Genomic DNA, 15,805 nt, shown 5'->3' with positions numbered 1-15,805 from the left:
ATGCGGCGGGAGAAGAGGGGTTGTGTCCGGGTCGGAGCGCGTCTGTCCATCGCCCCCCGGTCGGCACCTGCGAGATGCCTTTGCCGCGGGCGACCCGGGGCGCGATCAGACGTCGATGATCTTGCCTGGATTCATGAGGTTCAGCGGATCGAGAACCCGCTTGATCGACCGCATGATCGCGAGCTCCTCGGCCGAGCGCGAGTAGGGCAGGTAGTCCTTCTTGAGCAGGCCGATCCCGTGCTCGGCGGAGATGCTGCCGCGGTATTTCTTCACGAGCGAGAAGATCGCGTGATCCGCCTCGTGGGTGCGCCGGAGGAACTCCTCGCGGGTGAGGCTGTCGGGCTTCATCACGTTGATATGGAGGTTGCCGTCGCCGATGTGGCCGAAGAGCGCGATCTCCCACCCTGGATAGCGGGCCTCGAAGAGGCTCTCGAGCTCGGAGCAGAAGCCCTCGAGCTCCTGGATGGGGAGCGACACGTCGTTCTTGTGCGGCAGCCCGGTGGCGGACAGGCTCTCGCTGATCCCCTCGCGGAGGGCCCAGAGCTCGGCGGCCTGGGTGGAGTGCTGCGCGAGCGTGCCGTCGGTGACCAGGCCGCGCTCGAACAGCGAGGTGATCCACGCGTCGAGCGCCTCGGGCTCGCCGCGCTCGACCTCGATGAGCACGTAGTAGTCCGACGGCGCGGACAGCGGCATGCGCACGTTCCGGTGTCGGCGCAGGCGCGCCTGGCATTTCTCCGTGAAGAACTCGTAGGCCATCACCACGAACGGCCCCATCCGGGCCTCGCGGAACAGCGCGAGCACGCCGGCGAGGTCCGGCACCGCGAACAGGAACACGTTGAGCCCCTCGGGCACCCGCGTGAGCTTGAGCGTCGCCTCGGTGATGATCCCGAGCGTGCCCTCGCTGCCGATGAAGAGCTGGCGCAGGTCGACCCCCGTGTTGTTCTTCTCGAGCGCGCCGTTCAGGTCGAGCACCGCGCCGCTCGCGGTGACGACCGTGAGCCCGAGCACCCATTGCCGGGTGAGGCCGTAGCGGATGACCTTCACGCCGCCGGCGTTCGTCGCGATGTTGCCGCCCACCTGGCTCGACCCCTTCGAGGCGAAGTCGACAGGCCACGTCAGGCCGTGCGGGGCGACGTGCTGGTGCACCGCCTCGGTCACGGCGCCGGCCTCGACGCGCACGGTCGCGCCGAGCACGTCGACGGGCCCCATGCGCCGCATGCGCTCGAGCGACACGACGAGCTCGCCCTTGGCCGCGACGGCGCCGGCCGCGAGCCCCGTGCGCCCGCCCGAGGGCACGACCGGGACGCGGTGCTCGGCGCAGAGGCGGAGCAGCCGTGAGACCTCGTCCGTCGAGCGCGGGAGCGCGATCGCCGAGGGGCGCGGCTCGTGGACCTTGGTCCAGTCGCGGCCGAACGTCGCGAGGTCGGCCGCGTCCGTGGAGAGGAGATCCGCGGGGAACTCGCGCGCGAGGGCCGCGAGGAAATCGCCGGGGAGGCCGGGGAGTGGGCTCATGGCCGGCTCGGTACTGCGGCGTCGCGCCGAGGGCAAGCGGCCTGCGCGGGTCAGCCGGCGGCCGGGATCTCGCCGCGGAAGTGCGCGCCGACGAGCTGCACGGGCGCGCCGGTGTCGCGAAGGACGGCGACGAGCGCGTCGTCGTCCTCGACCGTGACGAGGACGGCCTCGGGGGGGCGCGGGGCGTGGGGGCGGATGGCGTCGAGAAGGGGCGCGGCGAGCTCGGGGGCGGCCACGCGGAAGGGGAAGGCGCCGGGCAGGAACGGGTCGAAGCTGGCGTATCCCAGCGGGGCGGCGTCCGGCGTCGTGGGGTCGACCAGACAGAGGACCACGAGGCCGCCCCGGCTGCGGGCGTCGGCGACCTGACCGGACACCAGGGCGAACGCCGCCTCGATCGCGGCGTCGTCGGACGGCTGCGCCGGCCGGGCGACGACCGGGCGGGAAGGGCGCGGGAGGCGCGCCAGGGCATCCCAGGGGAGCTCGAACGTGGTCATCACGTAGGCGTGCTCCATACCGATGCTCCGGTAGAGCCGCACGGCAGCGGTGTTGTCCGGCTTGACGTTGAGGCACCACCGCGAGCAGCCACGACCGCGGAGGTGCGCGGCGACGGCGCGCATGACATCGCCGCCGACGCCGCGGCCGCGGTGGGACGGCGCGACGACGACGTGCCGCACGTAGCCGACCCCTCGCAGCGTCTGGACATAGGCGTAGGCGACCACCTCGCCGCGCTCCTCGAAGATGAGGGTGTCTCTGGCCAGGGCGCTCTCCCAGCGATCGCGGGGCAAGACGGGGTTGCCTGTGTCGAGCTCCACGAAGAGCCGGGCGAAATGGTCGTAATCGGCGGGGGTCGCGGGGCGCGCGACGAGGCGGGACATGGGGCGAGCCTACAATCCAGCGCGCCGCGTGTCCCACCCACGCAAGAAACTCGCCGCGCGCGCGTTGCGGCGCCGCGCGCGACAGGGCACCGTGACAGGGGGCATGGACACGGCACACGGCGGGTCGATCCTGAAGGGCCGCGCGGCGCCGCTCGTGACGCTTGCGCTTGCGCTTGCGCTCGCGCTCGAGCTGGCCGCGTGCGATGGCGCGGCGGGCGGCGCGCCGCGCGCGGGCGATACCGCGGATGCGGGCAATCCAGGGGGCGCGGGCACCGCCGGGGGCGCGGGCACCGCCGGGGGCGCGGGCGACGGCGGTGAGGGCGGCGCCGCCTCGGTCGACGCGGCGGCCGGCAGCGGCGGTTCCGGCGCGGGCGGTGACGGTGGACAGGGCGGTGAGGGGGGCCAGGGCGGCGCGCTCGTCTGGGAGCCGGTCGAGACGGACTGGTGCTCGGCCGGGTGGAGCGGCCTGGACGATCACACCTGCTTCCATGTGCCGGAGACCGCGGCGCGCGGCGCGCCGATCCTCTACGTGCTGCACGGGACCATGGCGCCCGACTCCCTGCCCGTGGGGCTGCAGGCCATCGCCGCGGAGGCCGCCGAGGCGCTCGGGGTCGTCGCCGTGTTCCCGCGCGGCAGACCGGGACTCTGCACCTGGGATCCGTCCGTGGAGACGTCCTTCTGCTGGCCGACGCGCCGCGAGACGGTCGACGCCGCGGCGCCCGCCCTGATCGAAGCGTGGATGAGCGCGGAGGCGCTGCTCTCGCGGATCCTCGGCCAGACGTTCGGCCGGCGTTATGTCATGGGCTTCTCCAACGGGGGCTATTTCGCGAGCTACGTGGCGCTGGAAGGCCTCGTCGAGGTCGACGGCGCAGGCCTCGTCGGCGCCGGGCGCATGGTCATCGAAGAGCACCTGTTCTCGCAGGAGAGGCCGCCGATCTACATCGCCGTCGGCGCACAGGAGCTCTCCTCGACCATCGCGAGCGCCGAGAACCTCGCCGACGTGCTCACCCAGCACGGGTGGGAGCACGAGCTCGTGGTGCACCCCGGGCGCGGGCACGAGATCCGCGCCGACGACTTCACGCGAGCCTGGGAGACCTGGATCGCCGCGCCCTGAGCGGCCCGGCGGCGATCGGCTCGACAGGACCTCTGACGCGCGCATCGCGGGGCGCCGAGAGCGCTGTTCACGGGCGCTCTCGCGCGCGCTGGCGCCGGCAACACGGGTGAGCACCGCGAACGCCACGGCGCCGGTCGCCCGCGGTGAGGTGGGCTTCGCTGCGTCGTTGTCGCCTCCTGGTATACCTTGTAGGTAGGATGGCTTTCGGATCGTCGGAGACGCCGCGTCGAGGCGCCCTGCGGCGAGAAATCGATAGCTCGTGAAAGGCGCGTTTTTGCCGGAGCCGCGGTGTTTCGCGAGGGGCTGCCGGGGTGTCGGGGCGCGATGAGCGCGCCTCTGAGCGCCTTATCTGCCCAGTGATCCGGCGCGGGTGAACGGGCCGTCGCTCGAGGGCCGGGCGCTGTTTAGGAATGTCGGTTTGTCGGCGCCTCCCGCCCGCTGCGCGCGCCCTCGGGCGGCAGCCTCTGCACACGGCTCTCGGGCACGAGCGCTGCTCTCTGCGCAAACCGACTGGCGCGACGGTCCCGCGGATGTCGCGGGCCGTGGAAGGAGGAGAAATGATCGAGCTGGTGAATAGCAAGTGGATGCATGTTGCGATGGCGATGGCCGCCCTGACCACCGGGTGCGCGGTGGGTGAGGCAGGCGCCGAGGACATCGACATGGACGACGCGGAGGCCGAGGCCGTGGAGGTCGAGGAGACCTCTCAGGCGCTGTTCGGCGATCTGGCCCGGGACTGCAGCGGCTCCTGGGGCCGCGGCCCGAGCTGGGGTAGCTTGCCCAGCTACCCGCCGGTCTACGATGGATGGGGCTCGAAGCCGTGGAGCCCCTGGGGCAGCAGCTGGAAGCCGTACAGCAACTACGGCTACGGTGACTACGGCTACGGCAATCCGTTCAGCTATGGCAACCCCTATCGCCCCTGGAGCGGCTATGGCAACGGCGGCTATGGCAACAGCGGCTCGTTCGCACCCGCCCCGTGCAGCGGCTACAACAGGCCGTACTGACCCGGAGCGCACGCAGAAAGCACAGGTGAGATCCGCCCCCTGACCACGGCGCGACGGGCCCTCGGAACGTCGAGAGGGGCCCGCGCGCTCCACGGGTCAGCCGCGGATCGCCTGAGGAGGATCACCGGGACCCGGCCACCGGGAGCTCGCGGCAGATGCGATGCTCCCCGGCGGCCGGGCGGCCCGGGGTTTCTCGCCGGTTCCAGGGCGGTTGTGCCCTGACGGCCACATGGCCAGGGCTCCCCACGTGATGCATTTTGGGACATCGCTCACGGAGCAGGCCCACATCGGACCGGTCGTCCGCGAGCTGCCCAGCTCGCCACACACCTTGGCGCAGATCGCGCGCCGACGCGCCGCGCCTGCGCTCGCGTCGCGCTCGCGTCGACGGCGGGGTCGGGCTCTGCTCGGCCCGCTCGGGCGCTGCGCCCTGCCTCCCACCTTGGCTTGCATGGGCTCGATGGCGTGTTCCCGCTGTACGGATCGCTTCTTGCTTTTGTCCCGATGCGCGCTGGTGCGCCGCCTGCCCGAGAACCCGCGCCGGCGTCTTCGAGGAATTCCCATGATGCGCTTTGCGACACCCGTCTCGCGTTACATGACCTGCGAAGTCATCACAGCGCCCGACACGACGCCGCTGCCCGAGGTGCACCGCGCCCTCGGTGAGCATGCGATCTCCTGCGTTCCCATCGTCGACGCGGCGTCGCGCGCCATCGGCGTGCTGTCGCGCACCGACCTGCTGCGGCTCGGCCAGTTCGAGACGAAGACGAACAGCCGCGGGATGCTGCTCACCTTGCCCGACGTCCCGGCGCGCGACGTGCTGCGCCCGGGGATCATCACGGTCGGGCGCACGACGCTGGTCGTCCAGGCGGCGAGCGTGCTGCTGAAGCACCGCATCCACCGGGTCTTCGTCCGCGAGGGCGACGAGCTGATCGGCGTCTTCAGCACGAAGGATCTCCTCCTCGCCCTGGTCGAGGCGCGGGACGCGACGGCGATCGGCGAGCTCATGTCGGCCCCGGCGTACACGATCCCGCTCGACGCGCCGCTCGCGCTCGCGGCCGATCGGCTGACGACCGCGCAGGTGAGCGGGCTCGTGGTGGTGGATCCGGACGGCTGGCCGGTCGGGATGTTCACGCAGACGGAGGCGCTGCTCGCGCACGGCGTGCTGTCCGATTCGCCGGTCGAGGACGTGATGAGCCCCGCCATGGTCTGTCTCGACGTCCGCACGCCGCTGCACCGCGCCGCGGCCGCCGCGCACGCGGCGCAGGCGCGGCGCGTGCTCGTGGTGCAGGGGCGGCGGCTCCGCGGCGTGCTGACGGGGCTGGACTTCACGCGCGCCGTCGCCGGGACGGGCGTGATCCCCGTGGCCGCGCGGTCCAAGGCGGGGTAGCGCCGCCGGGCGCGAGCAGCGCGGCCGCCGCCGGGAGCGGCCGCGCGACAGGGGTGGATCAGCTCTGGGCGCTGGCGCCGGGCGCCGACCGTGGCCTCACCGCGCGGCGCGGGTCGCCATCCGGCCGACCACCGTGTCGGGGTCGGCGGCGAGGCGCGCGGCGAGCGCGCGGGCGGCGGCGGGCGAGGCGGCGGCGACCCCCTGGATCGCGCCGAGGCGCGCGCGGCGCGGCAGGCGCGGGTCCACGGCGAGCGCCTCGAGATCGGCGAGCACGCTCGCGGAGGCCGCGGAGGGCGCGGCGGCGACGGGCGCCGCGGCGCGGCCCGCGGCGGCGAGGGCGCGCGCCCTGGCCTGGACCGGCGCGCCGGGATCGCGGCCGACAGCGAGCAGCCGGTCGGCGTCGGCGCCGCCGGTCGCGCGGAGCAGCGCGAAGTAGTCCGCGCCCGCCGCCGCGCTGTGCCCGCAGAAGTGCCCTCCGAGCAGGGTCGCGGCGCGCGGCGGGAGCGCGGCCGCCCAGGCGCGGTCGCCAGGCGCTAGCGCCGCCCCCTGGCCGGCCTGACCGCGGCCGGCCGGGTCCGGAGCGCGGCCAGCGGGGGATGGGCCGCGGCCCGCCGGGAGCGGGTCGGCAGCGCCGCCTCCGTTCTCGACGATCCCGCGGTAGACCGCGCTCGCCTGCACGATCGTCGTCTGTTGCGGCGTCATCCTGCCCGAGAAGTCGCCCCCCGTCGGAAACATGATGTTGTCGTAGTCTGGACAGAGCTCGAGCAGCTCGAGCGCGTCGTCGCACCGCACGGTATCGTCGAGCGGGTCGGCGAAGGCGGGCTCGATCTCGGTCGTGTGGAACAGCCCCGCGAAATGGCCGAGCTCGTGGCGCAGAATGGCCGTGTCGACCTGGGGGTCCTCGAAGAGCGTGACCACGATGCCGCTGAGGTGGGTGCCGTGCTCCACGGCGACCGAGGGCGCAGAGGGCGTCGCGCCGGCAGCGCCGTCGAGCGTGCCGCCGAACTGTGACACGGCGATCACGTTGAGCGCCGGCCGGCCGCGGGCGCCGGCCGTCTGCTCGAGCAAGCTCGGGAGGAGCTCCTCGTCGATGAAACCCCACTCCGCTCCCAATCGATGTACCGTCACGCTGCCCACGTCGAGGCCCACGAACCCCTGGTAAGCCCTGCGCAGCGCGCTCTGCAGGTAATCCTCGGAGATCGCGTCTCCCGCGATGAAAGCGTTGATGTCGAGCTTCCCGCCGTGAAAGCGCCCGTCGAGCGTCTGGCGGCGCCACACCGAGAGGCGCGCTGGCGCCCCCGGCAGGCCGAAGCCGCCGTCGCCGATCGTGATCCAGTACGTGCCTGGCACAAGTGGCACGGCCGCGGCCGCGCCCGTCTGGGGCACGGCCGCCGCGCCGATCCCCTGGTTGTAGAAGCTGGCCAGGGTGCCGGGGATCGTGTAGTCCGCCATGAACGTCCTGCCGTCAGGGCCGGAGATCTCCGCGATGCCGATCGGATCGAAGCTCGGCGGCGAGGTCATGAGCTGCGCGATCGCCGTGAAGCCGAGGGTGCCTGGCGGGATATCCACCGGGACGGGGACGCCGGCGGCGATCTCGCCGAGATCCTCCTCGACGAGCGGCGGAATCGGCGGCGCGCCGCCCTCGCCGATGTCGCCGCCCTGGCCGGAGCCCGTCGGGTCTGGCGTGACGGCGCTCGTGCTGCGGCCGGTCCCCCAGGAACCCCCGGCACCTCCGGTGCCCTCGGGCGGCTCGAACCCGTCGACCACCACGTTGCCGCCGCAGGCCCCCGCGGCGAGCGCGGCGAGAACCCCCGCGGCGAACTGGCCACCGCGGCGCGCCCGCGTCGCCCCGCGCCCGCCCCCCGGCGTCCCTGGCTGGCGGGACCGACCTGTGGCGCTCGAAGTGGGGGCAAGCGACTCTGTCATAAGCAGGCTCCTTACGAGAGGTGAGGGGTGCGCCTCACCGAGCGCGCGCAGTATGGTCGCGTCGCTCTGCGAAGTCACGCGCCGCGCATTCTCTTGACCGCGCCGCGGCGGATAAGGGCGCGCGTGTCGGTCATTCCACCTGCTTGACGCGCATTATCACCCGTCCCGGGGATGCGTCCGTCGCGCCCTCGAAGCGCTCGAATACGGCCACGAAGCGCGATTGGCCGTCTGCGCTCTGGACGAGCCATGCGGCGTCCTTCGCCGGCGCGGGCGGGCTCGATCCGGGCTCGATCCAGCGCCCGGTGAAGGCGGTCGCCACGTGGTCGCCGCGGTAGCGGACGGCGGGATCCGTGAGGGCCTGGTGGTCGGCCGCGTCGAACCGCGCTTCCTCCGACGCGGCGGTGCGCTCCTTGACGTCGGCGAGCGCCTCGGACCTTGTCTCTTGCTCCTGGAGATCGGCGCCGCGCGCGGCGCCGGGGCCGCCGAGCTCGCCGTTGACGCTGACGAGCGAGCGGCGGAAGCAGACGTGCCACTCCGTCGACTCGCGCGCCTCGGCCGGCGTGAGCATCAGTCGCCGGTTGCCCGCGAGGTCGAGGCAGGCGCTCGGCGCGCTCTCGAGGGCGTCGATGCCGCCCGCGGTCGCGTCGAGATCCTTGATCTCGACGGTCTCACCGGCGCCGTCGGGGAGCACCTCGGCGACCCGGAGCTGGTAGAGCGCGGTGACCGGCGCGCCGTCCACCTCTCCGTAAAAGGAGAGGATCTGGAGCTTCCAGTAGCGCCCTTCGTGCTCGATCGCGTGGATGTGATACCGGCTGAAGGCGACGTGCGACTCGCCGTCGTAAGCGTACCACTGTGTGAAGGCGCCGCCGGCCTCGTCCGTGAGGAGGAACGGGGTGCTCGGGAGCTGGCCTGCCCTGTAGTCGTCGAGGCTGAGCGGCAGCGCCCCGCCGTCGCCGGGGCCGCTGAGGCCGCTGTTGGTGAACACGTCGTAGCCCGAGAGGGCGAGATCCCAGTCGGTGGACGCCGCGCCGTCGTCGGCCGGGGCGACGATCTCGGGCGTGGCGAGCCGGAGGAAGACGCGGCCGGAGGCCGGCACCTCGACCTCGAGGAGCGCGCCGTCCTCCGTCGGCGCGCCCCCGCTCGAGCCCCCGTCGCCCACATCGTCGCTGCACGCGGGGGTGAGAAGGAGAAGCGCTGCGACGACTGACCCTCTTGTCATGAGTCCTCCCACGGTAGCTCGGCGATCACGCCGAGGTAAACGGTGCGCCCTTCGAGGGGCCGGTGATCGCCGAGGCGGTCAGGGTCCTTCTGCGCGCCCAGGACGTTCCTGACGCCGACGTAGGCCTGCGACGAGGGCCAGAGCGGTCGCGCGAGCCGCGCGTCGAGCGTGGTGAAGCCGGGCGCGCGCAGGTCTGCCGCGACGAACGCGCTGGTGATGGTCCGGAGCCGGGTGACGAGCTCGAAGCGGAGCGGCAGGTCGGCGCGGAGCGCTGCCTGCGCTGTGTGCGGCGGCCTGCCGGAGAGCGGCTGATCGGGGACGGCGGGGTCGTCGTTGCGCGTCCAGAGGTAGGCATAGCCGGCCTCGGCGCGGAGCCACGCTGCCGCCTGGAACGTCGCCGAGAGCTCGACACCCGCGGTGCGTGCCCTGGCGATGTTCATGTAGGTATACGTGTCGACGCCGCCGGACGAGCGGATGGGGATCGGGTCGATGTCGATCAGGTGATCGACCCAGTTCGCGAAGGCGCCGCCGCGGAGGGTGAGGCCTTCTCCGGGGGTCCACGTGACATCGCCGTTCACGCCCCAGGACGTCTCGGGGGCGAGATGCTGGTTGCCCTCGAGGATGTAGCCGAGGCCCGAGTGGTCGAACGAGAAGCCGAGCTCCTTCGCGCTGGGCGCGCGGAAGCCGCGCCCGCCGGAGATGCGCAGGGTGAGCGACGGCGCAGGCCGGTAGGCGAGGGCGAGGCGCGGGGCGAAGACGCCGCCGTAGCGCGGCCAGTACTCGCCGCGGACGCCGGGCATGAGGGTGAGGCGGTCGGTGATCTTCCACGCGAGCTGGCCGTAGAGCGCGGCGCTGCCGAGCTCGGTGTCGGGCACCTCGTCGAAGGCGCTCTGCGAGGTGCCCGAGGTGGAGACCTCGGTGGTCGTGAGCTCCTGGGTGAGCGACTCCACCTCGGCGCGGCCGCCGAGCACCCAGGTGAGCTGCCCGTGGGCGAGGGTGGCGACGGCCTCGTAGCTCTGGAGGGTGCCCGAGCGCTCGCGCAGCTCCGAGAGGGGCGAGCCGCGCAGGTCGCGGCCGCTCGTCCGGAAGGCCCATTGCCGGCCGGCGGCGAGGCGCAGGTTGGAGCCGCCGCCGAGGTCGATGGTCTCGGTGAGGTGGAGGGTGACGCGGTCGGTGACCTCGGGGAGATCGAAGAGGTACGGGCGGAGGCCTGGTCGCACGAGCTGCTCGAGGCCGTCCTGCTCGTCGTGGATCCACCGGGCGCGGAGGCGCACGTCGATGCCGCGGCCGAGCGCGGCGCCGGCGCGCAGGCCGACGAGGTGCTGGGCGCGCTCGGGCAGGGCGGTGGCGGGGTTGCCCTCGAGGAGGGAGAGGCTGTCCTCGCGCTGGAACGAGGCGTCGGCGCTGGCCCAGGCGCGCTCGCCGCGGTAGGCGCCGGAGCCCTGGACGAGGAGCCCCGTGCGGCTGCGGCCTTCGATGCGGCCGCGGCCGCTGAAGCCCTGGTGGGCGGGGGGGCCGGAGAGGACGTTGACGACGCCGCCGATGGCGCTCGCGCCGTAGAGCGAGCTCGTCGGCCCGGTGACGAGCTCGATGCGGGAGACGTCGCTGAGCGGGAGGGAGGAGAGGTCGATGGCGCCGCCGGCGTCGCCGATGACGCGCTCGCCGTCCTCGAGGACGAGGACGCGCTCGAGGTCGAAGCCCTGGATCTGGATGGCGCTCGGGTTGCCGAGCGAGCCGTAGGCGCTCGGGTTGACCTGGACGCCGAGCTCGCCGTCGAGCGCCTCGCCGACGTTGGTGGCGCCGCGGCGCTCGGCCTCCTCGCGGCTGATGACGCGCGTGCGCACCGTGGCGCGCTGGCTGCTCTCGGGGGTGCGGGTGCCGGTGACGACGACCTCGAGAGGGGGAGGCGGGGAGGGGGAGGGCGGCGGGGAGGGGGGAGATGGGGGAGGAGTTCGCGCGGGCTGCGCGGCAGGCGCGGGCGACGTGGGCTGTCCGGGAGGTGCGGGCTGCGCGGGAGGCGCGGGTTGCGCAGCTTGGGGCTGCGTGGGGGGCGCGGGCTGCGCGAGCGCTGGGCGTGCCGAGGCGGCCGAGAAGAGCGCCGGGAGAAGGCAGAAGGCGAGCGGGGCGGCGCGCGTCAGGCGCCGGCGTCGGTGCACGGTCCTCCCGGGGACATGGGAACAGCAGGCGCTAGGCCCGGAAGCGGAAGCATGAGGGAGAGCTCAGGTCCGTGTGGCGCAAGGTGGGTGGCGCGGCGCCCATGGTCGCCCGATTCAGGGCGGTCGTCCAGCGGTTCGGGGCAGGTGGTGGCGCGCCGGCGTGCGCAGGAGCGTGCGCCGGACCGTGCGCGTGCACGCACGCGGACGTGCTCGAGGCAGGGCGCGCCCAGGAACACGACGGAGCTCCGTGCCGGGCGAATGGCACGCCGAGCTCACCAGCATTCCGTTGGCCCCTTGCGGTGCGCCTCGACGGCTCCAGGTGCTCTGGAGAAGCCGGAACAGCTCGAGGAGGTGCGCATGAAGGCGAACGAGAAGGCGACGAAGGACCAGGGGGCAGCGACGCCCAGGGGCGCCGCGGGCGCGGCCCAGCAGGAGCGGCAGGGCGGCGGCGACCAGCACCGGCACGTCCCAGGGGACCCGGTCGAGGGCCACGAGGCCACGGCGGACAAGGAGCCGGAACAGAAGGTGGACGAGACCGTCGAGGACTCGTTCCCCGCGAGCGACGCCCCCTCCTGGACGCCGTCCAAGAGCGGCGAGGCCGACTAGTCCGGCGAGGCCGACCTGGCCGGCGAGGCCGACCAGGCCGGCGGTTCGAGACAACGGCCGGCATGCGGGGCGCCACCCCCGCAACGCCCGCCACGGCGAGCCGCCGAACGCGGCGCGATCCGCGTGGCGGGCCTCGCGGGGACAGGAACGGCGCGGACGGAGCGCGTAGGGCTTGCATTGCTCGACGACGGCGGGTAGCTTCCCGCGCCGCATCGCCGGTCCCCATCGTCTAGCCCGGCCCAGGACTCAGCCCTTTCAAGGCTGCTACGCGGGTTCGAATCCCGCTGGGGACGCTCAGAAGCCAGGCAAATTTCGACACTTACCTTTGCCTCGCCCACGCCCATCATGCTTGGGGCGGAAAGCTCTCAAGCGAGGGAGGTGGGGCTCGCGCCGGGACATCGCGCGAAGCTCGGTGTCGTTCAGGGCTCGTTCGGGCCGCGCCGTCCGGTTTCTGCCAACGAGACGGACGTTTCGTTGTCAAGCATCGTGCCCGAGGGCGTCATCGTCGGTGCGGAGAATGCCACTAGGCCTGAGACAGGCCGGACGAGACCTACGAGTGGATCGCGCCGAGGGGCGCGTTCCGGCCCCGGTAGCATCAGAGCCGGAGGAGGCCCGTGGAGGGGTGGCGGACGACGGGCAGAGACCGTAGCATCGTCCTGAGAGCGGGTTTCCCAAGGAAGGAAAGAGACTTGATGAATCGACTGCGCTATCTGTCGGCATGTCTTTTCCTCGGCGCCACGCTGGTGAGCGGGTGCAGCCTTGGCGGCAGCGTCGGATACAAGGACGGCGAGGTGGAGGCCGAATACCATTACGATCTCCGCGCGGACGAGCTCGTGCAAGAGACCGTGGATTCGCTGAATGACATGGTCGCGAAGGTCAAGGGGGAGGTGGTGACCGCCGCCTTCGGCGACATCGTCGGCGTCACCGCGGGCGTGATGGAAACGCTGCCGGCGGACTGCGACGTGGTGATGGTGGTCGACAACACGCTCTCGATGGTCTGGGCCATCGCGGGCGTCCAGCTCGCGGTCTCTCAGTCCATGAAAGCCGCGCCGGAACGGCATTACGGCGTCGTGACGTACCGGGACCGAGGCGACGATTACATCAGCAAGACGCAGGCGCCCCTCTCGGCCGACCTCGACGCGGCGCTCGACGGCGTTTCCGCGATGACGGCCTGGCAAGGCGGCGACTTCCCTGAGTTCGTCGCGGCGGGGCTCGACGAAGCCCTGAAGCAGCCGTGGAGGATGGATAAAGAGCGGCACATCATCCTTATCGGCGACGCGCCGGATCACGCCTACACCGACGATCCGATCACCATGGCGGCCGTGCTCGACCGAGCGAACGAGCTTGGGGTCATTATTCACGGCGTCGGCCTGCCGTGCGGCGACGTTTGCAAGGAGGAGATCAGGGCGAAATAGCGCTCCGATGAAGCCAGCGGACGGGCTGGTCAATGACCTGCGCCGGCCTCCCGCGAGGCGCACGTCCCTGGCGCGGCGCTCTCCTGGCCGAGCGCTCGGCCAAGCGCGCGCGAGGCGCACGCCGCTGTCGATGAGTCCGACATGGCTGAACGCCTGCGGGAAGTTCCCGACGAAGCGCCGATCTCCGGCTCTATCTGCTCCGTCAGCAGGCCGAGCGGGCTCGCGCGGGCGCCGAGCTCGGTAGGCCGCACCCTCGAAAGCCCTTCGAAAGCCTCGGGCCCTCGCCGGCATCGAAGGGGAACCTGCCGCGATGCTGTGGGCCATCCTGAGCGTGTTCGTCGGAGCGCTGCTGGCGCCGGCCCTCCATCGCGGGCTCGGGCACCGGGCCGGCTGGCTCTTCGCGGCGCTCCCGCTCGGCGTGCTCGCGTCCGCGATGCAGCTCGCCCCGAGGCTCGCCGAGGGGGAGGCCCATCACGCGTCGCTGCCGTGGATCCCGTCGCTCGGCGTGGAGCTCTCGGTGAGTCTGGACGGGCTCTCGCTCGTGTTCCTCGGCCTCATCTGCGGCATCGGGGCGCTGATCTTCGTGTACGCGAGCGAATACCTGCGCTCGCACCCGCGGCTCGGGCGGTTTTACGCCTATCTGCTCCTGTTCACGGCATCGATGGCGGGCCTCGTGGTCGCCGACGACGTCATTCTCCTCTTCGTGTGCTGGGAGCTCACGAGCGTGAGCTCGTATCTCCTCATCGGGTGGGACCACGAGCGGCCGGAGGCGCGCGAAGCCGCCTTGACGGCGCTCCTCGTGACGGGCGGCGGCGGGCTCGCCATGCTCGCAGGCCTCGTCCTCCTCGTCCTGGTCACCGGAGAGACGCAGATCTCCCGATTCTCGGGGGGCGTGGTCCGCGATAGCCCGCTCTACCTGCCGATCCTGCTCCTCGTCCTCGCGGGAGCCTTCACGAAATCGGCGCAGGTGCCCTTTCATTTCTGGCTGCCTCGGGCGATGGAGGCGCCCACGCCGGTCAGCGCCTACCTGCATTCGGCCACGATGGTGAAGGCCGGCGTCTACCTGCTCGCGCGCCTGCACCCCACGCTCGGCGCGACGCGCGAATGGTACCTCGTCGTGACAGGGGTCGGCGCCGCCACGATGGTGACGGGCGCGGTGCTCGCGGTCACGCAGAAAGATCTCAAGCGGATCCTCGCCTATTCGACCGTGAGCGTGCTCGGCATCCTGACCATGCTCCTCGGCATCGGGACCCGGGCGGCCGTCTCCGCGGCGGTGGTCTATCTGGTCGCGCATTCGCTGTACAAGGGCGCGCTCTTCATGACCGCGGGGACCCTGGACCACGAGACCGGGACCCGCGACGTCACCCGCTTGAGGGGCCTCGCGCGGCGGATGCCGATCACCGCGACGGCGGCCGTGCTGGCGGCGATCTCGAGCGCGGGGGCGCCGCCCCTCCTCGGTTTCCTGTCGAAAGAGCTCTTCTACGAGGCCGTCCTCGCGCCGCCCTCGATGACGGCGGTCCTCGCCGGGGCCGCGGTCCTGTCGAGCGCCCTCCTCGTCGTGATGAGCCTGGTCGTCGCCCATCGCCCCTTCTTCGGGGGTCCCCCGGCGGCGCCCACGCTGCCCCACGAAGCGCCGCTGTCCTTGTGGCTCGGGCCTGCCACGCTCGCGGCGGCGAGCCTCGTCCTCGGGGTGGCGCCGCGACTGTTCGGCGACCTCCCGGGCGCGGCGGCGACAGCGATCCTCGGCCGACCCACGCCGCTCGAACTGCACCTGTGGCACGGACTGACCCCCGTGCTCGGGCTCAGCGTCGCGACCCTCCTCGCCGGCCTCGGGCTCTTCCGCGTCCTCTCCGGCCGGGAAGGACGCCTCTTCGACGCCGCCACGCGCCTCGGCGCCTTGGGTCCCGCGCGCGTGTACGACGCTGCGTTCGCGGGGCTCCTCCGGTTCGCGGAGTGGCTCACCGGGCAGCTCCAGACGGGCCATTTGCGCCGCTATCTGCTGGTCACGGCCCTGACGACGGTCGTGCTCGTCGGGACACCGCTGCTCTGGAGCCTCCCTTTCACGATCCCGTCGCTCACCGTGGAGCTCCCGGAGCTCGTGCTCGCGGGCGTGATCCTCGCGTCCGCGGCCATGACGACGCGCACGCAATCACGCCTCGCCGTCGTCGCCGCGCTCGGCGCGATCGGCATCTGCGTCATGCTCGTCTACGTGATCTTCAGCGCGCTCGATCTCGCGCTGACGCAGATCCTGGTCGAGGTGCTGACGGTCGTCATCTTCGTCCTCGTCCTCCACCACCTGCCGCGCTTCGTGTCCCGATCCCCCGCGCGCGTGTGGATCCCGGACGCGATCGTCTCCGTGATCTTCGGGGTCACGGTGGCCCTGCTGATCCTCATGTCGTCGACGCTCTCCCCGGCGCCGATCCTGAGCGAGTTCTTCGTGGAGAAGGTGCACACCGAGGCCCACGGGCGGAACATCGTCAACGTGATCCTCGTCGACTTCCGGGCGATGGACACGCTGGGGGAATCGACGGTGCTCTGCGCGGCCGGCATCGGGGTCTATGCGCTGCTCGCGACCCGTACGCGGAAGGGAGCCTGAT

General features: G+C 72.4%; 11 protein-coding genes, 1 tRNA gene and 1 pseudogene. 7 read left to right on the top strand and 6 right to left on the bottom strand.

Annotated elements, in window-relative coordinates:
• Positions 1-105: 105 nt before the first annotated feature.
• On the bottom strand, positions 106-1,512 hold the full coding sequence (locus WME96_RS21705; protein WP_437291999.1) for an FAD-binding oxidoreductase: 1,407 nt from the start codon (positions 1,510-1,512) through the stop codon (positions 106-108).
• A 50-nt stretch (positions 1,513-1,562) separates the two neighbouring features.
• The gene (locus WME96_RS21700; protein ID WP_437291998.1) at positions 1,563-2,387 is read right to left on the bottom strand and encodes a GNAT family N-acetyltransferase; all 825 of its coding nucleotides are present in this window, start codon (positions 2,385-2,387) and stop codon (positions 1,563-1,565) included.
• Positions 2,388-2,490: 103 nt separating this feature from the next.
• Here WME96_RS21700 and WME96_RS21695 point away from each other — a divergent pair, with 103 nt between their 5' ends.
• From WME96_RS21695 to WME96_RS21685, 3 genes are all read left to right on the top strand, one after another.
• On the top strand, positions 2,491-3,501 hold the full coding sequence (locus tag WME96_RS21695; protein ID WP_437291997.1) for an alpha/beta hydrolase: 1,011 nt from the start codon (positions 2,491-2,493) through the stop codon (positions 3,499-3,501).
• A gap of 569 nt (positions 3,502-4,070) precedes the next feature.
• Positions 4,071-4,502 carry a hypothetical protein gene (locus tag WME96_RS21690; RefSeq protein WP_437291996.1) on the top strand — a complete coding sequence of 144 codons (432 nt, stop codon included), beginning with the start codon at positions 4,071-4,073 and terminating at the stop codon, positions 4,500-4,502.
• 559 nt (positions 4,503-5,061) lie between these two features.
• Positions 5,062-5,886 carry a CBS domain-containing protein gene (locus tag WME96_RS21685; protein ID WP_437291995.1) on the top strand — a complete coding sequence of 275 codons (825 nt, stop codon included), beginning with the start codon at positions 5,062-5,064 and terminating at the stop codon, positions 5,884-5,886.
• Positions 5,887-5,982: 96 nt separating this feature from the next.
• On the opposite strand, the gene WME96_RS21680 is transcribed toward WME96_RS21685, so the two are convergent.
• The 3 genes from WME96_RS21680 to WME96_RS21670 form a co-directional block, all read right to left on the bottom strand.
• Positions 5,983-7,812, bottom strand: a complete 1,830-nt coding sequence (locus WME96_RS21680) for a hypothetical protein (RefSeq protein ID WP_437291994.1) — start codon at positions 7,810-7,812, stop codon at positions 5,983-5,985.
• 130 nt (positions 7,813-7,942) lie between these two features.
• Positions 7,943-9,031: an HmuY family protein gene (locus tag WME96_RS21675; RefSeq protein ID WP_437291993.1), complete on the bottom strand. Its 1,089-nt coding sequence runs from the start codon at positions 9,029-9,031 to the stop codon at positions 7,943-7,945.
• Positions 9,028-10,875: a TonB-dependent receptor plug domain-containing protein gene (locus WME96_RS21670; RefSeq protein ID WP_437291992.1), complete on the bottom strand. Its 1,848-nt coding sequence runs from the start codon at positions 10,873-10,875 to the stop codon at positions 9,028-9,030. The genes WME96_RS21675 and WME96_RS21670 overlap by 4 nt, the downstream gene beginning before the upstream one ends.
• A 669-nt stretch (positions 10,876-11,544) precedes the next feature.
• On the opposite strand from WME96_RS21670, the gene WME96_RS21665 reads away from it, so the two are divergent.
• From WME96_RS21665 to WME96_RS21655, 3 genes are all read left to right on the top strand, one after another.
• On the top strand, positions 11,545-11,793 hold the full coding sequence (locus tag WME96_RS21665; protein ID WP_437291991.1) for a hypothetical protein: 249 nt from the start codon (positions 11,545-11,547) through the stop codon (positions 11,791-11,793).
• Positions 11,794-12,011: 218 nt separating this feature from the next.
• Positions 12,012-12,086 (top strand) — tRNA-Glu (locus WME96_RS21660).
• A gap of 399 nt (positions 12,087-12,485) precedes the next feature.
• Positions 12,486-13,208 carry a hypothetical protein gene (locus WME96_RS21655; RefSeq protein ID WP_437292450.1) on the top strand — a complete coding sequence of 241 codons (723 nt, stop codon included), beginning with the start codon at positions 12,486-12,488 and terminating at the stop codon, positions 13,206-13,208.
• Between the two features lie 90 nt (positions 13,209-13,298).
• Here the strand turns inward: WME96_RS21655 and WME96_RS21650 are convergent.
• Positions 13,299-13,444: pseudogene (locus tag WME96_RS21650) on the bottom strand (glycoside hydrolase family 15 protein); the annotation flags it as partial.
• Positions 13,445-13,518: 74 nt separating this feature from the next.
• Here WME96_RS21650 and WME96_RS21645 point away from each other — a divergent pair.
• Positions 13,519-15,804 carry a putative monovalent cation/H+ antiporter subunit A gene (locus tag WME96_RS21645; RefSeq protein WP_437291990.1) on the top strand — a complete coding sequence of 762 codons (2,286 nt, stop codon included), beginning with the start codon at positions 13,519-13,521 and terminating at the stop codon, positions 15,802-15,804.
• The last annotated feature ends 1 nt before the right edge of the window (position 15,805 follow it).

The organism is Sorangium sp. So ce406 (assembly GCF_051474675.1).
GTDB classification, from domain to species: domain Bacteria; phylum Myxococcota_A; class Polyangia; order Polyangiales; family Polyangiaceae; genus Sorangium; species Sorangium cellulosum_G.
Note: the sequence above shows the minus strand (reverse complement) of the source record. Positions and strands in the feature narration are given on the sequence as shown.